This is a genomic window from Marinomonas sp. ef1 (genome assembly GCF_002806845.1).
Lineage (GTDB): Bacteria > Pseudomonadota > Gammaproteobacteria > Pseudomonadales > Marinomonadaceae > Marinomonas > Marinomonas polaris.
Genome location: NZ_NHTT01000027.1, coordinates 1 through 25,665 on the forward strand (window position 1 = coordinate 1; position 25,665 = coordinate 25,665).

The 25,665-nt window shown below is 39.4% G+C and carries 24 protein-coding genes; 2 read left to right on the top strand and 22 right to left on the bottom strand.

The genetic code is table 11. The features are described 5' to 3' along the window. Positions 1–39 precede the first annotated feature (39 nt). Positions 40–1,053 carry a UDP-glucose 4-epimerase GalE gene (gene galE / locus CCS02_RS21545; RefSeq protein WP_100637666.1) on the bottom strand — a complete coding sequence of 338 codons (1,014 nt, stop codon included), beginning with the start codon at positions 1,051–1,053 and terminating at the stop codon, positions 40–42. Positions 1,054–1,355: 302 nt separating this feature from the next. Here galE and CCS02_RS21550 point away from each other — a divergent pair, with 302 nt between their 5' ends. Further along, entirely contained in the window at positions 1,356–2,405 is a 1,050-nt protein-coding gene (locus CCS02_RS21550) for a phospholipase effector Tle1 domain-containing protein (protein ID WP_100637667.1), read from the top strand. A 39-nt stretch (positions 2,406–2,444) separates the two neighbouring features. Here the strand turns inward: CCS02_RS21550 and CCS02_RS21555 are convergent, their stop codons facing one another. Further along, on the bottom strand, positions 2,445–2,933 hold the full coding sequence (locus CCS02_RS21555; RefSeq protein WP_100637668.1) for an REP-associated tyrosine transposase: 489 nt from the start codon (positions 2,931–2,933) through the stop codon (positions 2,445–2,447). Between the two features lie 269 nt (positions 2,934–3,202). On the opposite strand from CCS02_RS21555, the gene CCS02_RS21560 reads away from it, so the two are divergent. Continuing rightward, positions 3,203–3,454, top strand: a complete 252-nt coding sequence (locus CCS02_RS21560; RefSeq protein ID WP_100637669.1) for an acyl carrier protein — start codon at positions 3,203–3,205, stop codon at positions 3,452–3,454. Here the strand turns inward: CCS02_RS21560 and CCS02_RS21565 are convergent. The 20 genes from CCS02_RS21565 to CCS02_RS21655 all read right to left on the bottom strand — a co-directional run bounded on the left by CCS02_RS21565 (position 3,451) and on the right by CCS02_RS21655 (position 25,443). Continuing rightward, a complete protein-coding gene (locus tag CCS02_RS21565) occupies positions 3,451–4,506 on the bottom strand; it encodes a hypothetical protein (RefSeq protein ID WP_157808019.1) in 1,056 nt (351 codons plus the stop codon). The genes CCS02_RS21560 and CCS02_RS21565 overlap by 4 nt on opposite strands. 5 nt (positions 4,507–4,511) lie before the next feature. Next, positions 4,512–5,552, bottom strand: coding sequence for an MBOAT family O-acyltransferase (locus tag CCS02_RS21570; RefSeq protein ID WP_157808020.1), 1,041 nt, complete (start codon positions 5,550–5,552; stop codon positions 4,512–4,514). Positions 5,553–5,860: 308 nt separating this feature from the next. Continuing rightward, positions 5,861–7,621 carry a carbamoyltransferase family protein gene (locus CCS02_RS21575; protein WP_100637672.1) on the bottom strand — a complete coding sequence of 587 codons (1,761 nt, stop codon included), beginning with the start codon at positions 7,619–7,621 and terminating at the stop codon, positions 5,861–5,863. Between the two features lie 19 nt (positions 7,622–7,640). Continuing rightward, positions 7,641–8,033 carry a hypothetical protein gene (locus CCS02_RS21580; protein ID WP_100637673.1) on the bottom strand — a complete coding sequence of 131 codons (393 nt, stop codon included), beginning with the start codon at positions 8,031–8,033 and terminating at the stop codon, positions 7,641–7,643. Then, positions 8,026–8,985, bottom strand: coding sequence for an SGNH/GDSL hydrolase family protein (locus CCS02_RS21585; protein ID WP_100637674.1), 960 nt, complete (start codon positions 8,983–8,985; stop codon positions 8,026–8,028). The genes CCS02_RS21580 and CCS02_RS21585 overlap by 8 nt, the downstream gene beginning before the upstream one ends. 29 nt (positions 8,986–9,014) lie before the next feature. Then, entirely contained in the window at positions 9,015–9,170 is a 156-nt protein-coding gene (locus CCS02_RS22585; protein WP_369920488.1) for a DUF5989 family protein, read from the bottom strand. 110 nt (positions 9,171–9,280) lie between these two features. Further along, positions 9,281–10,606: an exopolysaccharide biosynthesis polyprenyl glycosylphosphotransferase gene (locus tag CCS02_RS21590; protein WP_100637675.1), complete on the bottom strand. Its 1,326-nt coding sequence runs from the start codon at positions 10,604–10,606 to the stop codon at positions 9,281–9,283. A 173-nt stretch (positions 10,607–10,779) separates the two neighbouring features. Further along, on the bottom strand, positions 10,780–11,904 hold the full coding sequence (locus CCS02_RS21595) for a glycosyltransferase family 4 protein (protein WP_100637676.1): 1,125 nt from the start codon (positions 11,902–11,904) through the stop codon (positions 10,780–10,782). Further along, the gene (asnB, locus tag CCS02_RS21600; RefSeq protein ID WP_100637677.1) at positions 11,901–13,811 is read right to left on the bottom strand and encodes an asparagine synthase (glutamine-hydrolyzing); all 1,911 of its coding nucleotides are present in this window, start codon (positions 13,809–13,811) and stop codon (positions 11,901–11,903) included. Before asnB ends, CCS02_RS21595 begins: the two co-directional genes overlap by 4 nt. 75 nt (positions 13,812–13,886) lie before the next feature. Continuing rightward, positions 13,887–15,023, bottom strand: coding sequence for a glycosyltransferase family 39 protein (locus CCS02_RS21605; RefSeq protein ID WP_100637678.1), 1,137 nt, complete (start codon positions 15,021–15,023; stop codon positions 13,887–13,889). Next, entirely contained in the window at positions 15,013–16,110 is a 1,098-nt protein-coding gene (locus tag CCS02_RS21610) for a glycosyltransferase (protein WP_269800440.1), read from the bottom strand. Before CCS02_RS21610 ends, CCS02_RS21605 begins: the two co-directional genes overlap by 11 nt. Before the next feature lie 299 nt (positions 16,111–16,409). Beyond that, positions 16,410–17,429: a glycosyltransferase gene (locus tag CCS02_RS21615; protein ID WP_100637680.1), complete on the bottom strand. Its 1,020-nt coding sequence runs from the start codon at positions 17,427–17,429 to the stop codon at positions 16,410–16,412. Continuing rightward, positions 17,426–18,316 carry an alpha-1,2-fucosyltransferase gene (locus CCS02_RS21620; protein ID WP_100637681.1) on the bottom strand — a complete coding sequence of 297 codons (891 nt, stop codon included), beginning with the start codon at positions 18,314–18,316 and terminating at the stop codon, positions 17,426–17,428. Before CCS02_RS21620 ends, CCS02_RS21615 begins: the two co-directional genes overlap by 4 nt. Next, a complete protein-coding gene (locus CCS02_RS21625; RefSeq protein WP_157808021.1) occupies positions 18,313–19,764 on the bottom strand; it encodes a lipopolysaccharide biosynthesis protein in 1,452 nt (483 codons plus the stop codon). The genes CCS02_RS21620 and CCS02_RS21625 overlap by 4 nt, the downstream gene beginning before the upstream one ends. A gap of 35 nt (positions 19,765–19,799) precedes the next feature. Continuing rightward, positions 19,800–20,543: a glycosyltransferase gene (locus CCS02_RS21630; RefSeq protein ID WP_157808022.1), complete on the bottom strand. Its 744-nt coding sequence runs from the start codon at positions 20,541–20,543 to the stop codon at positions 19,800–19,802. Positions 20,544–20,773: 230 nt separating this feature from the next. Beyond that, positions 20,774–20,950 carry an NUDIX domain-containing protein gene (locus CCS02_RS21635; RefSeq protein WP_198515438.1) on the bottom strand — a complete coding sequence of 59 codons (177 nt, stop codon included), beginning with the start codon at positions 20,948–20,950 and terminating at the stop codon, positions 20,774–20,776. 32 nt (positions 20,951–20,982) lie between these two features. Further along, positions 20,983–22,155, bottom strand: a complete 1,173-nt coding sequence (locus CCS02_RS21640) for a DegT/DnrJ/EryC1/StrS family aminotransferase (RefSeq protein ID WP_100637684.1) — start codon at positions 22,153–22,155, stop codon at positions 20,983–20,985. Beyond that, positions 22,148–23,074, bottom strand: a complete 927-nt coding sequence (locus tag CCS02_RS21645; RefSeq protein ID WP_100637685.1) for a GDP-L-fucose synthase family protein — start codon at positions 23,072–23,074, stop codon at positions 22,148–22,150. The genes CCS02_RS21640 and CCS02_RS21645 overlap by 8 nt, the downstream gene beginning before the upstream one ends. Before the next feature lie 5 nt (positions 23,075–23,079). Continuing rightward, positions 23,080–24,198: a GDP-mannose 4,6-dehydratase gene (gene gmd, locus CCS02_RS21650; protein WP_100637686.1), complete on the bottom strand. Its 1,119-nt coding sequence runs from the start codon at positions 24,196–24,198 to the stop codon at positions 23,080–23,082. A 69-nt stretch (positions 24,199–24,267) separates the two neighbouring features. Next, positions 24,268–25,443: a nucleotide sugar dehydrogenase gene (locus CCS02_RS21655; protein ID WP_100637687.1), complete on the bottom strand. Its 1,176-nt coding sequence runs from the start codon at positions 25,441–25,443 to the stop codon at positions 24,268–24,270. Positions 25,444–25,665: the final 222 nt, after the last annotated feature.

A 25,665-nucleotide genomic window follows, 5' to 3' on the forward strand; every position in this document is an offset into this window, starting at 1 on the left:
AAAAACCAACCAAAAGGAATCTAAGCCTTTTGCCTATTTCTACAAATCAAACCCATTTGGGTTATTCGATTGCCAACGCCAAGAATCTTCGCACATACGCGCCAAGTCAAACTCCGCCTGCCAACCAAGAAAAGCCTTAGCAAACTCAGGATCCGCATAACAAGTCGCGATATCGCCAGGACGACGATCCACAATCTTATAGCTAATAGATTTATTAGAAACCACTTCAAAGGCTTTGACCATTTCCAATACAGAGTACCCGTTGCCAGTGCCTAGGTTCACAACAAAATGACCAGACTGAGCCAGCACTTTTTCCAAGGCACAGACATGGCCGCGAGCCAAATCCACCACATGAATATAATCACGAACCCCCGTCCCGTCTGGCGTATCGTAATCATCACCAAACACACTCAAACAAGCTAATTTACCCACAGCTACCTGACTGATAAAGGGCAATAAATTATTTGGAATGCCTTTTGGATCCTCACCAATCAGACCAGACTCGTGAGCACCTATCGGATTAAAGTAACGTAAAGTAGCAATATTCCATTCGCTATTGGCCTTCGCTAAATCAGTCAACATCCCCTCTACCATCAACTTACTTGCCCCATAAGGGTTTTGCGTTGAAGTAGGGAAATCTTCACGAATAGGCACAGATTCAGGCATACCGTAGACAGTCGCAGACGAACTAAAAATTAAATTCCGCAGCCCTGCCAACTCCATAGCCTTGATAAGGCTCAAGGTTCCAGCAACATTATTTTCATAATACAAAAAAGGCTTTTGAACAGACTCGCCAACCGCTTTCAGACCGGCAAAATGAATAACCGCAGCAAAAGTATATTTCTCGAATACACTATTTAAAAAAGCCGAATCGCGAATATCGCCTTGCATAAACACCGGACGCTTACCGGCAATCGTCTCAATACGATCTAAAACGACCTCTTTACTATTCGAAAGATTATCAATAATAACTGGCTCAAAACCCGCCTTAATCAACTCGACGCAAGTATGCGAACCAATATAACCCGCACCGCCCGTTACCAAAACAAACATCCAACACTCCAAAAAAATCCATTAAAACCAATCACATGTAGGTCGGCCTTTAGGCCGTCAAAACCTAATAACACCCAATCACCCGTAGGTCAGATTAGCCGAGGTACGAGGCGTGATCTGACATTTTAGCCTAACAACACCAAATCACATGCAGGTCGGCCTTTAGGCCGTCAAAAACCCAATCGCACCAAACCAAAATCTTGACGCGCTAAAGCACGAACTACCAAAAACAAAAACGCAAACCATGATATGCTCAATTCGGTCATCAGGAAGATGACTTTCAACACCACAAGGAGACATGTATGTCGATGTTATTTTTTCATTTCGATGGCACAGACAATAGCCCAAATGATGCTTGCGCACCAGAACACAGCATATCCAGCATATCCAATGTATTAAAATCCCATTTATTGTTGGGCGGCCGTGTTAAAAACCACATAGACATCACGCCCACATGCTTACCATATCGCAGTTTTTATTATGCTGGCATCGGCACTTATGGCAATTGGCTAGAACAAAAAATCAACGCGGCGTTTGCCATTGAATCCGGCCACGTAGCCAACATTTTAAACCGCGCCTTAAACGACTTCAAACACCATTATAGCCGCTCTACGCGCCACATTGTCTTAATAGGCTTTAGCCGAGGCGCGGCCTTAGCAAGACGCTTTGCCGCGCTCATCACCCCACTCATTGATCGCCCTATCATCATAGAAGCCGTCATCGACACCGTCGCTTCCATAGGCTGGCCAAACTTAGACACCCGCCAACGCCCACAAAGCGACGTGGTATTTGAACATGGACACACACTGCCAGACGGCGTGCACCGCGCCTTACACCTGGCCGCTTTAGACGAACAACGCCTCGCTTTTCGTCCCACATTGATCAACCACGATGGAAGAGCACTCGAAATCTGGCTAGCCGGAGCGCATTCAGACATTGGCGGTGGCTACCGCAAAGATGGCATAGGAGACATAGCATTACGTCTCTTAATAGACTGGATAGAACAACAAACCAAACAACACGCTTACCAAGCAACACGCCTAGCAAAAAGTCAGCCGCCCCACTGGCAACCACTGCTCACCATAGAGCCCAAACACCTAGGCAAAATACACTACCAACAACGCAACCTAAACGTCTGGCGCGACCTCACCCTCGCCCCACGGCACTGCTGCGTCTTAGAAAACGACCGCCCCAACCCCGAACTCTCACCACACTGGCATCACAGCGTCACCCAACGCATCCACAGCAACCTCGGCTACTTCCCCATCGCCCACTGCCCAACACCCGCCACACTCTGGCAACACAAACCAATCACCGTAGGCCGGATGAGCCTAGGCGTTATCCGGCGATGAAAGATGAGCCGAGCCACAAAACGCAATCCGGCGATGAAATTATTCGGTGTGTAACAATCCGTTCCAATCAATATCAAACAACCCTAATTTAACATCACGATGAAAACTCGAATACGGCCAATCACGTGTTGATGAAACATACCCATGCTTAACGGGGTTCAAATAGCAGTAATGGATATGATTTTTCAAATCATCATCGGACTTGATCTCATGCTCCCAAAAACGCTCTTGCCAAACACTCGATTTATAATGGGTTTTCTCTTTTAATGCCTTGGTAAACAATATTTTAATTAACGGCCACCGACGCGAGAAATCATTATCGCCCGCTGGTAGCTTCCAAATAACATGCATATCATCGGGCAGAACCATCCACGCAACAATCTCAAACGGGCGCTTGGATTTAACCTTACGAACACACTCACGTAAAAGATCTACATGCTCAACCAACACACAAGACCCACGATCTTTCAACGTTACCGTAAAGAAAAACGTACCACCAAAACGCTTACTTCTAATATATCTGGACATCCTTATCCACCTCATCAAATAACACCATCAACCCAACGCCGGATAACAGTCGTACCTCCCTCATCCGGCCTACAAAACACAATACAAACCAACCACACGCAACTGCATAAACCAAGCCACGACCATTATCCAACTCCCCATAGGTCAAATGAGCCGAGGTATGAGGCGTGATCTGACATTACTAGCACCTCGAATGACCATGATTTTCTTTACCTTTTAAGCAAAATTACCTAACCTACATAACATAAATGTAAATAAGAGAAAAAAGCATGAAAAATATCACGCACAATGAAATTCGAGCGCTTATCCGTGAGATATTAGAAAAAAACAACGATACAAACCACATTGGTGACGATGATGCACTTATATCATCAGGCAGACTCGACTCGTTGGACATTGCCGAATTAATGATTTATTTACAAGACGAATATGGTATCAATACGGCTAACTCAGACCCAGACTTTTATAATAAACTGGATTCTATAGAGTCAATTACCCAATATATTAACCAGCACAATTAATTTCCTTTTACCGCTTTGTTGTCTAAATCCTGTATATGCTTAGCAATTTCCCTAGCCAATAAAGCGCTACCTTCTGGTGTAAAATGACTACTTCCATCAAGAAAGTATTGTCTTCCATCGTCAAAAGCATGGGTTAAATTGATAATCGCGCTATTGTCTATTTGTGAATAAATCCTATTGTTAATAGCGGAATATATCGCTCTGTGCTTTTCATTTAGGAGTGGCTGCAAGTTTTCAACGTTAGCATTTTTACTCCATACGGATGGCGGTATAAAAATAAGCGTTTTAGAACCTTGTTCTTTCCCAAACGCAAGCAACTGATTCCAGCGATCATCCACTCTTTTCGCCGCTATATCTTGATATTCTGGTTGCTCGCAAAGGCTGTTTGTAGTGGTAACTTTATCTTTTAAAGAGCGAACAATCGATACTAAAGCGGGTAAACGATACTTCTCTATAACCGCTTCTATTTGAGAGTGACTAACATTTTTAGTACATTCCACATAGTGATTAAAAAAACCGTTGACGATAACGACTAAATCGTAACGTTTCTTTTCTATAGCTGACATTCTATACCAATCAACAAAATTACCGTCTAAATTAATACCCAACATGGAATAGTTATCGATTTTATAATCAGGCAGTAAACCCTGCATCTGCGTAGATAAAGCATCTTTAGCTTCAATATGATAACCAAAGCTCTGTGACGATCCTAATAGCAGCATCGTTTTTTGCTGGACCTGAGAAATGGATGTATCGGCAGGAAAAACTCGATGACCGTAATCATCAATTTTGTAGATACCATACTCTCCTGGCTCAATAATACGATCCAAAAATGGCGCATTATAAAATGTTAACTTCTGTGAGTCAGAAAAATTTCTATCATAAATTGCTCGATCTGTATTGTCAGGCAAATGATCAAGAAAGACACTATCCTTATTAAACTGAGCGATTTTATGCCTAGCATACAAAGCAAAGTCACCAAAACCATCAAAAAACAAAACTATGCAACCGAGAAGAGTCACAATAGCAAAAGTGTATTTAATTTTTTTCATAATCATCAAAAGTCAAAATAATAAAAGCTTTCAGGATGCTGTGCAGCCACTAAAGAGCAACCAACGATTACTGAGATTAAAACGGGCACAGACAGTAAAGCTGGAACTTTAGCCGCTTGCTCACGAATAAAATTAACATTATCAAAATAATGTACACTCAAAGTAATCAATACAAGAAGCAGCACAAACATATTGTCTGGAGAAAAAGCCTCTATATTAAAAGACAACATAGACTGATAGTAGTCCCATGCCGAAGACGCAGACGCGCTGCGAAACAAAATAGCTAAAAACGACCAAACGAAAAAGTTAATGACAATAAAAAACACTTTAGTATACGCGTATTTTTTAACAAACTTACCAAAGCCTATATAGTTATCAATCACCATAATAATGCCTTGCAAGCCACCCCATATAATGAAGTTCCAGTTTGCACCATGCCAAAGACCAGAAACTAACATAGTGATCAATATCGGCAAATACACTAACCCCTTACCAAAGTAACGCACAAGGGGCACAAATAAATAGTCTCTTAGCCAAAAGCTAAGCGTCATGTGCCAACGCTTCCACATTTCAGAAAGTGAAAAGGACAAATAAGGCGAGCGAAAATTTTCAGGGAAGCAAACGCCAAACATACCCGCAATAGCAATGGCCATATCAGAATAAGCACTGAAATCACAATAGATCTGAATAGAAAAACCAAGTGACGAAATAAACAGATCCCAAAAACCATGACTCAGTGGATCACTAAAGACTGGCGCTATGTACCCACCTATTGGGTCTGCGATTAACACCTTTTTCACCATCCCAACCGCAAACAAAGGAAGGTTATAAACAAAGTTCCACCACGAAACATGGATAGACTTAAACTGAGGCACTACTTCTCTAGTACGTAATATTGGCCCAGCAATCAAGTGAGGAAAAAAGGAAATATACAAACCAATATCAGAATGATTAATCTTTTTAACAGAGGAGCGAGAAAAGTCCACCATCATACTGATTAAACTAAAGGTAATAAAAGATATACCCAAAGGAAGGGCAATCCCCATCCCACTGATCCCAATAGTTCTTAAAAAAAAGTCTGTATATTTATAAAAAATCAAAGGAAGCAATGAGAAAATAATCAAAAAAGGTAGATATCGCCTATTCCGCGCTAATAAATGACAGGCCACCACCCCAAGTACAATATAAAAAATTAAAATGAAAAAATAACCAACATCCCAGTAAGAATAGAAAACAATACTAAGTAAAATTAAAGCAAAAATACGAAACGAAGGCTTAGAAACCTTTATGATAAAAAGCGCAACGAGAAGAAAAAGCAAAAAACTTGGTAATTGAAAGTACATAGTAGGTATGTCTAATCTAAAGTATAGTTATTTTTTGAGTATATTGGACTATCTTGATCGGTTTTATTCAAAAGAACATTTCCGATAACAAGCAGATCAATACCAGTATTCATAAAGCAGTTGAACGCATCTTCAGGAGACAACACCATGGGCTCACCGCGCACATTTAAACTGGTATTCACCAACACAGGGCAAGCTGTTTTAGCCTTAAAACGGCTCAATAAGGGATAAAATCGAGCATTATTTAATGCGGATACAGTTTGTAAGCGTGCCGTGTTATCTAGATGAATGACCGATGGAATCTTTTCTTTCACACCGTCCCGTGCAGTGCAAATAAAATTCATAAAAGGCGACGAAGTCGGGCTATCAAACCAAGCACTCGCATCCTCCTCTAGAATAACAGGAGCAAAAGGACGAAATGACTCGCGAAACTTAATTTTGAGGTTCAGATCGCGCTTAAGATCAACACCACGCGGATCAGCTAGAATAGAACGGTTACAAAGCGCACGAGGACTAAACTCAGCACGCCCTTGTACCCAAGCCACGATGTGACCTTCAGCCAATGACGTTGAAACGGTATCGTACAACGCATCATCAGACAATACACGGTACCTCGCACCAACAGAGTCAAGAAAGGCCACCGCATCTTGCTGAACAATATCTGGTCCTAAATACGGATTATAATGAGCAAGAGGAACACGATCATTATTAAGAAACACATGCCAGCAAACCTGAGCAGCACCAAGCGCACTGCCGGCATCACCTGCAGCAGGCTGGATCCACACAGCGTCAAAAATACCACTTTTTTGTACCTTACCTGTTGCGACACAATTGAGCGCCACACCTCCCGCAAAGCATAAATTCACTTCTCCCGTCAGCTGACGAGCATAGCACGCCAACTTAATAAAAAGTTCATCAATAACAAGCTGCAAAGACGCGGCAATATCCATATGCACTTGCTCAAGCGAGCCTTCTGGTGAACGAGCAGGCGTTCCAAACAACTGCGCCATTTCAGGGCCAAACATGGTTAGCTCAGTGGCGAAACGAAAGTAGCGCATATTCAATCTAAAGCTACCATCGTCTTTTATATCAATCAGCTGAGTTTTTATTAAATCGGCATAGATAGGTTGACCATAAGGTGCCAAACCCATGACTTTATATTCGCCAGAGTTCACTTTAAACCCTAAAAAAGCCGTAATGGCGGAATAAAGCATGCCAAATGAATGTGGAAATTTTAGCTCTTTCAGATGCTCAATAGCGTTCTTTCTGCCGACAGAAATCGTTGTTGTGGCCCACTCTCCCACCCCATCAATAGTAATGATGGCAGCCGATTCAAAAGGAGAAGGATAAAAAGCCGCCGCAGAATGAGACAGATGATGATCGGAAAACAGCAACACGTTATTCCATTTATCGCCATCTGGCAAAGCGCACAACGCCTTCTTTAAATCGACTTTCTGGAAAAGTTTATCTTTTAACCAAAGCGGAATGGCTTCTTTGAAAAGAGAATAGCCTTTAGGCGAAAAACGAATGCAGGTTTCAATAATGCGCTCAAATTTATTAAATGGCTTTTCGTAAAAAATAACATAGTCAATGTCTGCCATCGTGATCTGGTTATCTTTTAACAACCATTGAACCGCATTAACGGGGAAGGATTCATCGTTTTTTATTCTTGAAAAACGCTCTTCTTGGGCAGCGGATACAACACCACCATTATGCAACAAAGCGGCGGCACTATCATGGTAATAGGCCGAGATACCTAAAATATAAGACACAAAAACGCCCTTCTAGTACTTAATACTGCTTAGTAAAATCATCCACTGTAAACGTCTTTTTTTCAGCCTCCCCCCAGTAAGACACTGTTTTTTTATTGATTTCTAACGCAATGATAGATGGCCTAACTAGCCTCAAAAGCCAACATGAGGGAACCACAAAAAAATGGAACAAACACCACATCAATACCTTTCTAAAGCGCAGGTGAAAATAATCCATCCCTCTGATCACAAACATCAATCTTAGAGGCGCAAAAGCAGCAAACACAAACAGCACTAACGCAAGAGGCAACAGCCAAGGCCACAGAGTGCCCGTAGCCAAACTAATAATAGTGCTAAATATTAATAAACCAGCGCACAAAGACAATAACTTAATGCGAGTTGGCTTAACCTCAGAGTCGATCACATTACTCATCTGCTTTCTCACTAATTTTTTCCACCACCAAATCAGAGATAATCTCAAACGCTTTGCCATTCAAATGGATATCTCGGCTAGAGACCCAAAAGGCTTGTGTATCTGGCCCTTTTAAAAAAGGCAAGGGATCAATATACTCTAAGCCATATTTGCTTGCCATTTCACGTGCGGCGTCTCCCATAAAAGCAAACTGATAAGTATTTAGATCGTGCATCTCAGGTATAGATACCACAATAATCTCGGCACTGTCCTGCACCGCAATGTCTTTTAAGATGGCAAACGCATTATCAAGAGTTTCATTTCCTTCTGGGCTACGCCATTGATCCTGATAGCCCTTTACTAATGCCTCTTCACCATATTCACCACTATTAAGCTGATTAACAAAGGTCATCATTAGGGCAAATAACTGGCTATTTTCTACCAACCAACTAGGCTTTTCCGTCACCACCTGAGCCGTAGCCCTTGGCGTGACCAGCACAACAACAATATCGGCCGGGACACTAGAACGTAAGCTCTGCCACATACGAACAGCTTGCTCGACATTCATATTACCCACACCGGAATTAACCACATCATAGCCAGCCGGTAGTTTCTGGGAAAGTTGACCGCGTAAATTTTGCTCATCAGATACACCCCAACCCAAAGCCACAGAATCGCCCACCACGGCAACTCTATGCGTAGCAGAAAAATCTGGCTGTGGTCCTCTCATGCCATATTCATTGATAGCAATGGACACATTTTGCAACTGAGCTGAACGATTGGGTACATGCTGGTGACCTATTCGCGAATCTGAACTTTCTTCTTTTAACTCCTTAGCATAACGCCACATTTCAATAATGTAATTTTCTTGGTTTAACGTCGCCAAACGAACAACGCCCTCCCCTACAAGGACAGCAAAAAAAACACCTAATGACGCAAAAGCAATATTCTTAATAAGAGAGAGCGGCTTCATTCTTTATCCAGCAAACAACAAAATTAAAATTAAAATATCGCGTAAACAAACGGTGCCCACGTCGCATTACCTGATAATACAAAGAAAACTGAAAAAATCAATAAAACCAACAAGAAGGGAATTAAAACGATCCTTGTTTTCTTTGAAAAAAAGAACCCAAGCAACTCTAAAAAAATCTCTTTCATATGCACAATACCTGTAAATTCAATCTATTTTTCTTAATAACACGACGTTCGAATCACTTTCTATTTCTTGCTGAGCTTTTCTTGAGCCCTCAATACAAAGATCGACAAAATTACAAGCCTTTTCGTCCCAACACCACCAACACGGTACGAATAAGCGTTTCAATTTCTAACCAAATACTCCAATGCTTAATATAGTACAAATCGTACATGAGCTTTTGACGAGCATCTTCTGTGTTCGCACCATAGGGATACAAGACTTGCGCCCAACCAGAAATACCGGGACGTACTAAGTGGCGTTCATGGTAATAAGGAATGTCTTTCTCATAACCTTCCACCAAAATATCCCACTCTGTGCGGGGGCCAAATAAATGCATATCCCCAACAAACACATTCCACAGTTGCGGCAGTTCATCGATACGAGTACGTCGCATTACATTGCCGAACGGGAAAATCCTAGGATCTTCTTCTTGGGTATAGGGGTTAAAGACGGAGTTCTCATGCATACTACGAAACTTAATTGCCTGAAAATTCTTACCATTTAAGCCCACTCGTGACTGCTTAAACAAGATAGCACCAGGAGATTGCTTCTTAATCTTGTATACAGCACACAGCATGATTGGCCAAGTGACCAAAGCCAAGCTGACACATACCACTATATCTACAATACGCTTGGTTAAATAGCTGATGCGATCGTAAGAGCGTATCCGCTCTAAGTAGCTTAACTCTGCAGAATCGTAGGGTATGTAGCACTTACGCAAAAAGCTTTCCATAAAGTGATGTAAAGCAAGAAGTTGCACCCCTTTCAAGTCAAGATGTGTAAGCTGCTTTATCAACTTATGTTCGGCTTTTCTGTCCAAATTAATGACCAAAAAATCAGGATACAAGGCATCAACCTTGTCACGCAATACTGTTTCGTCATAATCCTTAATCGTATGGAGTTGAACATTATGACGTTTTAGCTGGGCCAGTTCGAATTCATTGAAGTGATAACCATCGCCCAACATTAAAATTTCAGTACGACCCTTCTGTGTTGAACGGCTTTTATAATTAATCAGTACTTTAATAAACAGAATAACGAAGGGCGTCAGCACAACCCATACCAATATCACGGAACGAGCCAAACCAAGCACAGCGGCATTAAGATAGGCAATGAACATCAACAACAGCACATTAAAAGCCCAAGTCTTAAAAACAATCTCAATTTTTTTCGCGATGGAACGCTCTACAAAACGACTATACCCTCCCAAGAGCTGAGTAAACACCATGAAGAGCAAACCAGCCATACCCCCTAGCCATGTGTAGGGCTCATGCCAAGACTCGTAGCTTAATAAAAAATGCACAAACGACAACATTAAAAATGGTACGCAAAGGTCTACTAGGCGGTAGGCCAACAACACACGAACTGATTGATAGCGGAGGATGTCTTTTTCTGTCACAAAAACCTACTTTAAATCCATTAAATTAAGCGATAGTGCTGTAGATGCGATCTTAGCATCAAAGTAGATGTACGAGTATTTCGAAATGTTATTTATCCACTGCATAATCAAGCTGATAGATAGTTTTTTTTCACTTAGATGAAGAAATATCAATAAAAAAACTAATAACACGATCAATTTATAAAAATTAGGTCTTTGTATATATCCATATGTAACTCAATAACTTTTTCAATCGAAAATTCGCGCTCAGCCAACAACCTAGCGGCACTGCCCATATTTTTTCTTTTATTTGGATTATCTATTAAATTTTGAAAAGCGTTAGCTAAAGATTCAGCATCACGCACAGGTACTAAAATACCAGTATCTGGCTCGATAGCATCTCGGCAACCAGGATGATCGGTAGTGACTACAGCGCGACCACATGCTGCGGCCTCAATCAGTACCTTTGGTAAGCCTTCGCCATAGAAAGAAGGTAAGGAGACTATGTTAGATTGAGAAAAAAGATCGGCTATGTCCGTTCGATAGCCAAGGCACTCCACTAGTCCTGCCGCTTGCCATTGATCAAGCTGCTCTTGTGTTACGGTATTGTTATTGCCAGGATCAGGATCGCCAATTAAACAAAAACGTGCATCAATATTACGCTGTTTTAGTATCCGGGAGGCTTCCACAAACTCCTGAACGCCCTTATCCTTTAATAATCTAGCAGCAAATGAAATAACAGGTACGCCAACGGGTTCAGGCAAATAAGGATAATGCTTTAAATCAACACCAGCTCCCCGTATGAGGGTCGCTTTTTCCCGCTTCAAAACGCCCCAATCAACTAATAAATCACGATCATTAGGGTTCTGAAAAATAGCAACTTGATTTTTGTGCGTAAAAGCCATGCGATATAGCGGATAAAGAATAGAGCGTAATATTTTATTTTTGAAACCTTGACCAGAAAACAAAATCCCCAAACCCGCTACCGCCGAAACCACAGCCGTGACGCCCGCCAAACGCGCAGCAATACCTCCATAGAGATAAGGCTTAATAGTGACCAAATGCACAAGATCAGGCTGTATTTGTTTAAAAAGACGGCGCAGTGCAAAAACCGTAGAAAGTTCAGCAAGAGGATTCATCCCCTTACGCGACATTTCCACAGAATGATACGTAAAACCAGCCTCAGAAAGTGCAACAGGACACTCACCCGGCGCGATGACATGCACCTCCACACCTTTAGCAAGCAGTGCTAAGCCAATCGGCAGGCGATGCGACACAAAGTAAGCGGCATTATTAACCACAAAAACCATTTTATTCATTTGTTTTTCTCAAGCCATAATTGGAACATTAAAACGCTCCACAACTGCGACGACCAGTCTCGTTTACCTGCTAAATGTTCACGCCATTTCTTTTGAACCAATTCAGACGACAAAAAGCCTTCTTTATCAATACGTTCAGAATCCAGCAAATCATTCGCCCAATCTTTTAGCGGTCCTCTCAACCATTCAGCGATGGGTAAACTAAACCCTTTTTTTGGCCTTTCAATTAATTTTTTAGGTACATAACGATACAGTACTTCTCGTAAAAGCCACTTACCCTTCCCCTCTCGATATTTCAGATGCATCGGCAAACTGGCCGCAAACTCAGCAATGCGGTGGTCTAACAAGGGAACCCGTCCTTCTAATGAGCACGCCATCGTTGCACGATCTGTTTTCACTAAAACATCGTCCATTAGGTAAGATTGTTTATCCCATAACATCATTTTTTCTAAATCATTGAGATGTGTCAGTTCTGCCAAACCAGACAAAAATGGCAATTTCTCAATCACGGTATTTTTAACCAAAGGCTCATCTAGATCCCAATTGGAGACCACCCGTGTATAAAGGTCTTCAATATCTCTGGCCAGTAAGGCTTGAGCCCCTTTCTGAATTTTGTTGCCTAAATTTGGTAATCTGGTACTTAAACCTAATGCTCTACTTAGAACATCCCAAGAAGAGGGCGAAAGCGTTAACAAAAATACGGAGAGTATTTTTCTGATTGGAAAGGGGATTTTTTTTAGATGCGACCAAACTTTAGCGGTGTAGTGATAGCGATTATAACCACAAAACAGTTCGTCACCGCCATCGCCAGACAGACATACAGTGACCTCTTTTTTAGCCAGCTGCGAAACCAGAAACGTAGGCACTTGAGAGGCGTCTGCAAAAGGTTCATCGTACATAATAGGTAACTGGTTAATAATTGCTAGAGCATCTTCTGCGCTGACAATTAACTCGATATGATCCGTTCCTAAGTGTTTCGCAACGTCTGCGGCCTCACTCGCTTCATTAAAATCCGCGTGGTCAAACCCGATCGTAAAGGTTTTGACCGGACGAGTAGAGATGGATTGTAAAATACCCACCACAGTCGACGAATCAACCCCTCCGGATAAAAAAGCCCCAAGCGGAACATCCGACAATGCTTGATCTTGAATAGACTGCCTAATTAAGCCATCTAATTTATCAATAGCATCATGATCGGAAAAATTTTGCAGTGGAACAGCATGACTGGCATCCCAAAATGTTTGTTTAGAAACCAACTGCCCCTCGTGAGAAAAGACAGCAATAACACCCGGCTCTAACTTGAAGATACCTTCATAAATGGATAAGGGCGTTGGTATGTAATTCAAACGAAAAAAATGCGATAGCGCCTGACGATTAATGCTGCCTTCAAAACTGGGATGAGCTTTAAGCGCTTTTAACTCAGAAGCAAACAGAAAAGTATCGCGCTGCCACCCGTAATAAAGAGGCTTCTCACCAAATCTATCCCGAATCAAGATCAACTGTTTAAGCACTTTATCCCATAGGACGATAGCAAACATACCAACACACTTTTGTATGGTCTGTTCTATTCCCCACACCTCAAAACAGGCCAACAAGGTTTCGGTATCTGAATGGCCGTTCCAGTCACCTGATGCAATCTCAATCAGTTCTTCACGCAATGTTAAATGATTGTATATTTCACCATTAAAAATCATAACATAACGCTCAGATTTAGAATGCATCGGCTGATGCCCAGCTGAACTTAAATCCTGTATTGATAAGCGTGCGTGCGCTAAACAGACACCAAAATCATCATCAACCCATAGACCACTATCATTCGGCCCACGATGCATAATACTTTCGACCATGGAAGTTAAACAGTCGAACGGCGATAAACGCTTACTAATAAAACCCGCTACACCGCACATCGATAGAAACCTCTTTTGGATAAAATTTTTTTTTAATACTATATATCTCGAAATCATAAAATAACATGATACTCATTAACCCTTTATAAGTTTTTTCGGTGAATGCCTATGCTGGTACTTTTCGAGACGATAGTGAAAATAGTTTTGCTTAACTTCGATATAGCAAAAATAAAACAAAATAACCAAAAAAGCGTAAAAATTTTCGCGATAACGAATAGCAGAACCAGGGTTTAAAGCACCAAAAGGATAATGCACAAAGAGTATCCACAGACTAGCGGTTAAGAACACACCGACAAAAAAAACATTTAAACGTCCTGTATTAATAGTAACCATCAATAATTGCAACAGCGCAAATAAAAATATCCCTATAATAATAGCACTTTCAATAAAAACCAATAAATGCGTGGGTTTAGACAAGGCTTCTGATACGGTAGGCCCAAAGAAGGCGATAAACATACCATAGGGGGCATTTCGAAACACATCAAAATCATTCACCCAAATAGTGTTTTCTCGAGTAGAGCCTGCATCCAGACTAAAATGTAGAGGTATGATAAAGCTTAATTCATTTATCTCATTTCTAAAAAGATAAAGAGCAAAAAAAGAAAATACAAAAAATAGAATCAAGAGCACTGTTTTTCCGAATCCACGAAGAGAAAACTTTCGTGAGATAAAAACAAAAATAAAGAGTGCCGCAATAGCAGCCAAATACTGTGGTTTAAAAAGAGCACAGAGATAAACGCAAACAGCAAGTAAAAAATATCGTTTATTAGGCTTTCTTTTAATATAATCAATAAAAAATCCGAGGATAACACCAAGGAAAAAAACCCCAACAGCCTCTTTAGATATAATCGATGTCCAAACACCAAAGCTTGGTAGAGACAATAATACCAACAAAGAAATCAATTGATTTTTTGCTAAATTTAAACGACTTACAGGATAATACACACCAATTATAGAAAGCATTAAAAATGGAATATTCGCAAGAACAGGACCTAAAAATAGTGAAAAGGAATAGGCCAACGTGTCCATTAAGGCGGTAGAGTCACGCCATAATGTTAGCGCAAAGGCATTGATACCCTCAATATAACGATATGTGTCTCCCAGAGTAGTGAGCTTTGAATACACAAAGAGGGCAAACAACATGTAAAAAAATTTGATGACAAAATAAGAAAACCAAATTTTATTAACAGTGTATTTCAATTTAATTTTCATTATTTGAACTCAAAAACTGATACAGTTTTTTATAATTTCGAGTCATTATGTCTAGACTGAATTGTTCAGCATTGCTTCTCGCATCGTGGGCGACTTGTTGTGTATTCTGCTGCAAAGCCTTTAAGCCTAATTCAATCGCATGAAGCCACTCGCAATCACTGTCTGGATTATCCACTAAAAAACCGGCTTGACTAGCCTTCGCCAGCACCTCATTGAGCCCACTTACGTTGGCGGCGATGATCGGCAAACCAGTCGACATACCCTCTACTGCGGCCAAACCAAAGCCTTCGTAATGTGACGGAACTAATTGCATGTCGGCAGTATGTAAATGGTGCTCAATTTGATCGGACCATCCAATTAATTTTATCTTGTCAGATAACTCAAACGTTGCAATAAGGGTTTCTAAATTGTGCCGTTCTGCCCCCTCACCGACGATGAGATATTGCCAGTCCTTATTGCGCCATTTAGCAAGTGACCTAATGGTGCGATCAAAACCTTTATGCCCAACAAGGGAGCCAATAGAAATAAAATTAACGATATTGTTAGGGCAGCTTCTTGCTTTTACGGAATACAATCTTGAACCATTAAAAATCACTTCATTCTTTGGTGCTAGTTTACTTCCCAGCCACTGGTCAAGCGCCACTTTCGTGCCCATGGAAATACAAACCACTCTTTCAAATCGGCGATAAAACAACCTTTCGATGTACCTAAGGAGCGGGTATTTTCGGCGACTATTTGACGTCGCATGCTCCGTATAGACCAGTTTTACGGGCAATCCTATTACCGCAAGAGAAACAAACAACATGGGCCATATTAAATGAACGTGCACGATTAAATTATCATGCATCTCAAGCTGCTTTTTAATAAAATCACGCAGCAAAAGAATGGCTTTTGGATCCCTAAAACCGACATTTAAACTAAATTCATTAGGCTCTAATGTAAGGTTTTTGGCGCAGGGTGAATTTATATTAAAATAAAGCGCCGACGACTGAACATCACTGTCATTCATGCGTGAAACCAGCTCTCGCACTAAAACTTCTGCTCCACCGCCACACGGTGCCGTAATTATGTGTAATATATTTAACAAGTCTATAGACTCTCTTTAAAATATTAAAGTCAAGAATAATTAATAACAACAACTATGTAAAAATATCAAAAATGATATTTAACATTAATAAAAATGTAAAAATAAATTGACACCTACACACGAAAAAAATTTTAAAATCAACAAGATTAACCATATTTTTTCTAAAATTAATTTTTATCAACATAAATAATTAATGAAAAAATTAACAATCACTATTAAATAACAGCGCAAATTAACTCTCTTACAAAATTAGAATATAATTTATTATCATTAAGTGATAAAAACATATTAAAGCAGCTTTAAGGAACAAGTAAATTTAATTTTTCCTTTATCATTTGAAAACCACCTTTCAAAAAAAATGCATCAAAAAAATTCAATCTTCTCATAGTTCTATCACGCTTTACAGATAAAACCTGATAGATAAAATATTTTCTTGCAAGTATTTTTTCAAGATCATGTGAAGTATAATCTTCATTATAAAGATATAAATCAGTAATCTTAGCAAAAAGACGCTTAATAGCATAGATATCAATTTCATTTTGTAGAATTCGCTCGTTAAGCGACATTATGAATAAGATTTTTCTTTCATCATCAGTAAGCTCAACCCCTATTCTTAATAATGCTTCAGTTTGAATTTTTGATATAGTTTGAAAACGGTCTTGATTTTTCTTTTTGTCTGCCTGTCGAGAAATACTTTCTTGGTGATATCTATACTTCAAAAGAACCATAGGAACATTTAAAAACAGTGTATATTTAGAAAAATCCAACCAGAACTTATAATCCTCTGCGTCTTTATAATTTAAATCATACTTCAATCCATGTAAATCAATGATACTTTTTCTCATCATAACGGTAGGGTGAGCAAAAGGAACAGAAAAAATGAGACCAGCCTTTAAAACACTGTTTTCTAATGGCATTTTCCAGACTTTAGATTTTACATCTTCACCAAATACTTCAACCCAACTACCACAAACACCAACTTCAGGGTTACTTTCTAAAAACTCAATTTGTTTTTCGAAACGATTTCTTATAGATATATCATCAGCATCCATTCTAGCAATGTATACTCCTGATGAAATGGATAAACCTTCATTAAGACTATTAATTAACCCCTTGTTACTTCGTGTAATAAGTTTTATCCGACAATCAACAACAGCATAAGCATTTATAATACTTAATGATGAATCATTGGAACCGTCATTTACAATAATAAATTCAAAATCATCAATTGTTTGAGTTAAAATACTCTCAATGGCACTTGCCAGATATTTTTCACCGTTATAAACAGACATTACAACTGAAATCAAAGGCTTTTTCAAAACTTAATCCATCCTGAACAATATAAATCAGCAGTTAGCTCTTGTAATTCAGGAGACTGAAACCATTTAGACGGGCTTATAACAATCTTGTCAGAGTTGGCATTCAACCAAGCTCCCCACCAACTGAATGTACTATTGGCTATAATATTATGGTCGCACAAACTCATCAACCACATGTCTTTATAACTATTTTCACCTTTATTATTTTCGAGATAAAAAATAGAGCTATTTGAAAATTTTAAATTATCCTTAACCCATTCAGGGTCATCTGAGAAAACAAAATAAACTGGAGAATCAACTTTTTCATTCATGTAGGAGATTGCATTTTCATAATAACTTAGTGGACAAACACCATGTATATTAGCTGAGTTAGGATTTGATAAGTAATCACCTCGTCTAATATGCAAACTTATTGAATTGCAAGACTCTATATGCTGCTTTAATAAAGAGTTAACAGTATCTAACATTCCCTGGAATTGAAAATCTGAACGAATTACATCTTCATAGCCTTTAAAATAGAGATCACTTTGCCAGTAACCGTCAAGATACACCCCTTTATTCAAATCTTTAATCCCATCCCAATAAGAAAAACTAGGCTCCTTAATCCAACTCTTATTTTTAAAACATGTAAGACTACTTTTGTGAATTAAATCTCTAACTAATTTTGGCGATTGAAATCCCAAAACAGAAAACAAATCACTATTATTAGCTATTTTAGCATCCAGAGAAAAAAATCGATTCAACTCAAATCCTTGATGAAGCTCATAATTATCAAACGCCTTAATATCCAAATATAAAGGCATATTCAATTGTAGTGACAAAGAACGCCCCACAGAATATTGAAACATTTGGTTACCGAGCCCACCTATCAACTTAGTAATGATCATAATAACAAATCGTCCTTCACTAGCTTGTTCGAAATCAAACGCTTTAGTGATGAATCTTTAATTAAAAAAATCATCAATAAAAATAATGCAGTCAATGACAATGACATCAACGCTAAAACTGAATGTATTAAATCAAGTTTTTTTGGCATAAATGAACCAATAAACACTATTATAATAAAAACAAATGTCATTATAAGCAATCTCTGTAGTTTTAATTGATATGCAATTATATGATTCATAGTAAATGCCATTATCAATAACATACTTGCACTAGAAAACACTAACATATGGGCTGCGTACGTAATTGGATAATTTAAGATACCTAAAACCGAAATTCCAGATATTGTAAGTACTGCACTGACAACATAAGGCAATATTAGTGAACTGGTTTTTCGTCTAACATGAGCAGCGTTACTAAAAACATTTGAAACTACATTAAAAAACTGAATGACAGCACCTAAAATCAGAAAAACTAATGCTGAATGATACTTCTCATCTATTAGCAGCACTAATAAATAAGGTGCTGCAACAATAAAAAAAGCAGCGGCTAAAATATAAATTGGTATCAATAGATTTAAAAGATCAGAGTAAGAATTCTTAATAGTCTCCTCAGTAGCACCTTCACTGACAGACCTATAGAAATAAGGATATAAAAATTGCATAATAATAGATTGAATTATTGCCCATATAGCAGTTGATACTTGGAGAGCAATAGCAAAATAAGCTAACGCAGAGAGTCCCCAAAAATGCTCAATAACGAAACGGTACCCACCTTGAGACAACCACATTAGCCCCGTAGCTAATGCTAGAGGAAAACAATAACTTAAAACCTCACTACGACTAATTAAAATAATATTTTTATTTTCTAATTTTTTTGAGCGAAAACTCCTCAAAGAATACTTCGCACCCAAAGCACCAACAGCCATTCCAATTCCCTGACCAAATAGCCAGTTAGTTGCATTTGAATCAATAACAACAAAAACAGTCGAAAAGCTTGTACCTGAACAAACTGTAACAATGGACCATAATATAGCCGACCTACGATCACCCAACATATTTAATAAATCCATAAATGTGATGTTCCAACTCCCCATTAGAACAATCAAAAAAAGAGATAAACATGCAAAAATCAAATTAGAGACCGTATCAAACAACGAAACAATTACCAATAAGCTACCAGTACTTGCTACAATAATAAGGTAGCAACGGTAAACACGAATTCTACAAAATAGAGTTTTTTCATCATACCATCGATGAGTATTGATATTAATATACTGACCAATGGGATTAACTAATAACAAACCACAGAAACCTTGGATAGAAAGCAGCAATGATAATTCACCGTAATTTTCTGGTGTTAGGACTGTAGTCATTATTCTTAATGATAGAAGACTGCAAAAAGCGACAGTCAAACGCCCAAATAAAACTATTAGAAAATCTTTATTCAAAAGAAAAACCTTTTTAATGGAATGAAAAATATATTTCAATTATTTTTTTTAGGTTTTAAAAAACACCTAATTTCATGCATCAACCACCTTTTTATAGGGAAATACATAATATCCCTTACACTTAAATGATTTTTCAAAACATAAAGAGCCTCATCTGTCTGTTCACGCTCTAAATTTGAAGAAATGTTTTCTAAAAAAATATTGACCGTGGCAGGATGTTTTACATGTAAAAAACTTCCATATGCATCAATAATATCTAAATAAAATTCATAATCCATGCTGTATTTATTTAATATATTAAAATTATATTTCTCATAAACTCTCCGCGAGAAAAATATATTCTGCAATCCAACAATAGTCCCATATCTAATCAGATTTTTTTTATCAAAATTAACATTTGGGCATGACCTATATAAACATTTATTTTCACGCCAATAATAAGTATATGAATCGAAGTAAATAGCATCATAGTCAATTAACTCTTTATATTTTGATACCAATTGCAATGTTTGATCGTTTAAAAAATCATCACTTCCAAGATAACCAATAACATCTCCATTTGCATGCTCTAGACCAATATTTATGGCACTAGACAATCCTTTATCGATATTTTTAACCCAAGAAATTGAATCATAATTAGAAACATAACCCTGAATAATTTCATGGGAAGAATCTTCAGACCTACCATCAACGATTACTAATTGTTTTAGAGGGTAATCAGATTTCAAAAAGCTTTCTATTGCTTTAGCAAGAAATCTCTCGCCATTAAAATTTGGCATTATAATCGTTATACTAACCATCAAATATTCTCAACCCTCAACACGATGAAATACTAATTATATTTAATAATCAATATAATTTACCAAAAGCCGCGTTTTACTTGGCTTAATAAAAGTAACTATTGGCACCACAGCTTTTATTCTATATACAATTGAAAACCATATTCTATACAAAAAATTATTTTAAAAAAATTAATACATTACAATCAAATTAAAGAATTCAATTTAACTCAGCTCATCAAATAAATACGTTCAAATACTTTCATCAGGGCTTCGTTCTTATACATTCTTCCGCCCGGCACAAACCAATAACCTTGTGCCGGGCGGTTAATGCGTTCACCCACTAATATTCGATTTTGAGGATCCAGTACAACTAGGTCTATTGAAAACAATACACCATGCTGCACAAGACCTCTAAAATCTTCTTTTTTCAAATACATTATAATAAAACTTTCGCTAACAGTTTTATTTCTGCTTCAATATCATTCTGATGATTACCCACAAACAGCCCATTCTCATCAAGGTATTCTGCACCCTCTAGTGTTCCGGCTACCTCATAATCAAAAAACTCCAACACTTCTTTGTTTTTTAAGAAGTTTCCTGTGACGATTGGCCGGCACTCTATACCGTTTTCCACGAGTTTTTTCACTAACTCTGCTCGGCTATACGGCGCATTCTCTTTCAGTATCAATGAAAAACCAAACCAACTACTTGCACCCGTTTCTTTTTGAATGTCAATAAACGGATGATCCGCAAACAATGACTGAAAGAGTTTTGCATTATCACGACGTGTTTCAATAAAGTTTGGTAACTTCTTCAGCTGTTCGATACCCAAAGCACCACTCATTTCTAGTGGTCTAACATTGTACCCAGGCAATACAAATTTAAACGACTCTTCAAACGCATCATCGCTTTTCTCGCCCGTTACCTTATTAAACTTCGGTAAGTTACGAGTCCAGCCATGAGCACGAATACACAACAAGATGTGATAAAGTTCTTCGTCGTCTGTCACCACGCAGCCGCCTTCCATCGTCGCTATATGGTGCGAAAAGAACGAACTAAAGGTACCCATCATACCAAAGGTGCCGGCTTGCTTACCATTTAAGGTGGCGCCCATCGATTCACAGTTATCTTCTAAAACAAAAATATCGCGACCAGCGATAATCTCATTCATTCGAGCAAAATCGTTTGGATTACCCAACAAATTGACAGACAAGATTGCTCTCGTGTTATCGGTTATTGCCGCTTCCAGTTTGTCTAGATCCATGTTTAACGTTTTACGATCAATGTCCACAAACTTCACTTTTAATCCGTACTGCTGTAACGGAAAATACGTTGTCGACCAAGAAACCGCAGGGACAATAACTTCATCACCGCGCTTCAATTTATACTTAGCATTCTTCGTAAAAAATAACGCTGCGATCATCAGCAAATTGGCGGTCGAGCCGGAACTCACCATAAGCGCATATTGAGCGCCAAAGAAGGCAGCAAAGTCTTTTTCGTACTGCGCGACTTCTTTACCCATAGTAAACATATCAGATTCAATAACTCTCTGAATCGCAGCGTATTCATGTTGATCCCAAGTGCTACTCGCTAAAGAATAATTAGTCATTACCGTACTCGTTTAAATAAAATTGATATGTTTTTTCGATACCCGCTTCTAAGCTGGTGCTGTGAGACCAGCCAAACGCCTTGAGTTTTGTGTCATCGATAAGCTTTTGTCTCATGCCGACAGGTTTGCTCAAGTCATGTTTGAAACGCCCTGTGTAACCTATGACACTCGCAACCGCTTGGTAATACTCATTAATCGTGTAGTCTGTTCCCAAACCAACGTTCAGGTTTTGTGGCATCTCTTTAAAATGATCTATCGCATAGAAGACAAACTTAGCAAGATCCTCTGCGTACATGAACTCACGACGCGCCTCACCGTCTCCCCAGATATCAATCTCTTCCAGATTGGCTTTTTTCGCTTCGTGTATTTTTCGAATCACCGCTGGAATCATATGAGAATGATTAGGATCAAATTTATCAAAGCGCCCGTACAAGTTACACGGAATAATCGTTTTATACACTTGGCTTGGGTTTTCTTTGCTGATGTATTCGCACAAACGAGTACTGGTGACTTTCGCAAGCGCATAGCCTTCATTTGTCGGCTCTAACTCGCCCTTCAAAATCAACTCTTCTGATAAGGGGTTGTGTGCATCTCGCGGATACATGCAAGAACTGCTTAAATTCAGAAATTGACTCACACCACACGCATTTGAAGTCGTTAGAATATTTAACCCCATCTGCATATTCTCAACCAAAAATTTCACTGGCTGAGCCATATTGGCTTGAATCCCACCCACAATCCCCGCAGCATGGATTACCATATCAGGTTTATGTGTGCTGATATAATCATGAACAGCGTTACTATCCAAAAGATTAAGCTGGGCACTACTGGGGAACAAAAACTCATGTTCATACTCGGCGGCTAGGGACAAAATATTTTGCCCCACCATACCCCGCGCCCCTGTTAACAAAATCTTCATCTTATTTACTCTTGAGAAATTGGTAAATCATGTCCGTGTAACTTTAGTAGCGCATGACGTTGTGCTACTTTTAGATCTTCTGAAACCATTTCAGAACACATTTCCTGCACTGTGATTTCCGGTGTCCAACCAAGTTTCTGCTTCGCTTTACTTGGGTCGCCCAATAGGGTTTCAACTTCGGCAGGACGGAAATAACGTGGGTCGATCTGTACTACCACATCGCCGACTTTTAAGGCTGGCGCTTTGTTGCCTTCGATTGCCGTAACAATCCCTTTTTCATCCACGCCTTGGCCTTCGAATGTTAAGGTTACACCCAACTCTTTCGCTGACCATTCAATAAACTGACGCACGGAATATTGCACCCCCGTTGCAATCACAAAGTCTTCTGGTTGATCTTGTTGCAACATCATCCACTGCATACGCACATAATCTTTCGCATGGCCCCAGTCACGCAGCGCATCCATGTTGCCCATGTACAAGCACTTCTCTAAACCTTGAGAAATGTTCGCCAAACCACGGGTAATCTTACGTGTCACAAAGGTCTCACCACGACGTGGCGATTCATGGTTAAACAAAATACCGTTACAGGCGAACATGCCGTAAGACTCACGGTAGTTCACCACGATCCAATAAGCGTACATTTTCGCCACGGCGTATGGAGAGCGAGGATAAAATGGCGTGGTTTCTTTTTGTGGGGTTTCTTGCACAAAACCGTAAAGCTCAGACGTAGACGCTTGATAGAACTTGGTGGTTTTTTCCAATCCCAGCAAACGAATCGCTTCCAACAAACGCAGTGTGCCCATGGCATCCACATCCGCCGTGTATTCAGGGGATTCAAACGACACCGCCACGTGAGATTGCGCGCCTAGGTTGTACACTTCATCTGGCTTCACTTCTTGCAAAATGCGCGTGAGATTAGAAGAGTCCGTTAAATCACCGTAATGTAGAATAAAATTGGCATTATCAACATGCGGATCTTGAAAAATATGATCCACACGCTGCGTATTAAAAGAAGAAGCACGACGTTTAATACCATGTACTTCATAGCCTTTTGCTAGCAAAAACTCGGCTAGGTAAGAACCGTCTTGACCGGTTACACCGGTGATAAGCGCTTTTTTTTTCATTGTTTCATTTCCATTTTTTCGTAATTAAAAGCAATTAAATAATTTAATTCTATGCGTGATCGCCAAAATCTAATCATTCCCAAACAAATCACGCGTATACACTTTATCGGCCACATCACTCAGCACTTTGTCTTGTCTGTTGGCGATGATCACGTCTGCTACATTTTTAAATTCTGCTAGATCTTTTATGACTTTAGAGTGGAAAAATTCGCTTTCCTCTAACACTGGTTCGTAGATGACCACTTCAATGCCTTTGGCCTTGATGCGTTTCATGATCCCCTGAATGGCAGAGGCTCTAAAGTTATCACTGCCTGTTTTCATCACCAGTCGGTAAATCCCAACCACTTTAGGGTTGCGCTTAATCACTGAGTCGGCGATAAAGTCTTTACGGGTTGAATTGGAATCGACAATCGCACGAATAAGGTTGTTAGGCACATCTTGGTAGTTTGCCAATAACTGTTTGGTGTCTTTTGGCAGGCAGTAACCACCGTAACCAAAGCTTGGGTTGTTGTAGTGGTTGCCAATGCGCGGGTCTAATGACACCCCATCGATGATTTGCTTGGTGTCTAGGCCGTGAGATTCACAGTAGGTGTCTAGCTCGTTGAAATAGGCAACACGAAGGGCCAAATAGGTGTTAGAAAACAGCTTAACGGCTTCGGCTTCTGTGCTGTCGGTAAAGAGTATTTCGATATCGTCTTTTATTGCACCTTGTTTAAGCAGACATGCAAATACTTCAGCTCTGTGTGAGCGCTCACCAACAATGATACGAGATGGATACAAGTTGTCATGAAGGGCTTTGCCTTCCCGTAGAAATTCAGGTGAAAAGAAAATATTCGACGTGTTGAATTTTTCATTCACACTTTTGGTGTAACCCACTGGTACGGTGGATTTAATCACCATGACAGCATGGGGGTTAATCGCCAATACATCTTGAATGACGCTTTCGACCGACTTGGTATTGAAGTAATTCGTACTTGGGTCGTAATCTGTCGGTGTGGCAATAATGACGAACTCTGCGTCTTTATAAGCTGCTTGCTTATCTAACGTCGCGGTAAAGTTCAGTGTTTTGTTTGCCAAGAAGTCTTCGATTTCCGTATCAACAATAGGTGACTGCTTGTTGTTAAGCATGGCGACTTTTTCAGGAACAATATCGACAGCAATAACGTCATTGTGCTGTGCCAGCAACATGGCGTTTGATAAGCCAACGTAGCCGGTTCCGGCAATGGCGATTTTGTATTTTTTCATCGTGTTTTCCATAAATATCAAATGTATTTTGCCGAACAACAAAATCATATCGTTCATTGCAAGTTCATATTCAACCGTCAGATCACGCCTCGTGCCTCGGCTAATCTGACCTACGGGCGCAACCTACATAACGAGCTTCTCAGCTAATCTGACCTACAGGCGGCATTTCAATTTCATTGGTAACAGCCAATCGTCAGATCACGCTTCGTGCCTCAGCTAATC

What these genes read in the sequence shown, in the direction of transcription:
- galE (WP_100637666.1), bottom strand. Translation starts at nt 1,053, where the DNA reads ATGTTTGTTTTGGTAACGGGCGGTGCGGGTTATATTGGTTCGCATACT.
- CCS02_RS21550 (WP_100637667.1), top strand. Translation starts at nt 1,356, where the DNA reads ATGTCGATGTTATTTTTTCATTTCGATGGCACAGACAATAGCCCAAAT.
- CCS02_RS21555 (WP_100637668.1), bottom strand. Translation starts at nt 2,933, where the DNA reads ATGTCCAGATATATTAGAAGTAAGCGTTTTGGTGGTACGTTTTTCTTT.
- CCS02_RS21560 (WP_100637669.1), top strand. Translation starts at nt 3,203, where the DNA reads ATGAAAAATATCACGCACAATGAAATTCGAGCGCTTATCCGTGAGATA.
- CCS02_RS21565 (WP_157808019.1), bottom strand. Translation starts at nt 4,506, where the DNA reads ATGAAAAAAATTAAATACACTTTTGCTATTGTGACTCTTCTCGGTTGC.
- CCS02_RS21570 (WP_157808020.1), bottom strand. Translation starts at nt 5,552, where the DNA reads ATGGGGATTGCCCTTCCTTTGGGTATATCTTTTATTACCTTTAGTTTA.
- CCS02_RS21580 (WP_100637673.1), bottom strand. Translation starts at nt 8,033, where the DNA reads ATGAGTAATGTGATCGACTCTGAGGTTAAGCCAACTCGCATTAAGTTA.
- CCS02_RS21585 (WP_100637674.1), bottom strand. Translation starts at nt 8,985, where the DNA reads ATGAAGCCGCTCTCTCTTATTAAGAATATTGCTTTTGCGTCATTAGGT.
- CCS02_RS22585 (WP_369920488.1), bottom strand. Translation starts at nt 9,170, where the DNA reads ATGAAAGAGATTTTTTTAGAGTTGCTTGGGTTCTTTTTTTCAAAGAAA.
- CCS02_RS21595 (WP_100637676.1), bottom strand. Translation starts at nt 11,904, where the DNA reads ATGAATAAAATGGTTTTTGTGGTTAATAATGCCGCTTACTTTGTGTCG.
- asnB (WP_100637677.1), bottom strand. Translation starts at nt 13,811, where the DNA reads ATGTGCGGTGTAGCGGGTTTTATTAGTAAGCGTTTATCGCCGTTCGAC.
- CCS02_RS21605 (WP_100637678.1), bottom strand. Translation starts at nt 15,023, where the DNA reads ATGAAAATTAAATTGAAATACACTGTTAATAAAATTTGGTTTTCTTAT.
- CCS02_RS21620 (WP_100637681.1), bottom strand. Translation starts at nt 18,316, where the DNA reads ATGATCATTACTAAGTTGATAGGTGGGCTCGGTAACCAAATGTTTCAA.
- CCS02_RS21630 (WP_157808022.1), bottom strand. Translation starts at nt 20,543, where the DNA reads ATGCCAAATTTTAATGGCGAGAGATTTCTTGCTAAAGCAATAGAAAGC.
- CCS02_RS21640 (WP_100637684.1), bottom strand. Translation starts at nt 22,155, where the DNA reads ATGACTAATTATTCTTTAGCGAGTAGCACTTGGGATCAACATGAATAC.
- CCS02_RS21645 (WP_100637685.1), bottom strand. Translation starts at nt 23,074, where the DNA reads ATGAAGATTTTGTTAACAGGGGCGCGGGGTATGGTGGGGCAAAATATT.
- gmd (WP_100637686.1), bottom strand. Translation starts at nt 24,198, where the DNA reads ATGAAAAAAAAAGCGCTTATCACCGGTGTAACCGGTCAAGACGGTTCT.
- CCS02_RS21655 (WP_100637687.1), bottom strand. Translation starts at nt 25,443, where the DNA reads ATGAAAAAATACAAAATCGCCATTGCCGGAACCGGCTACGTTGGCTTA.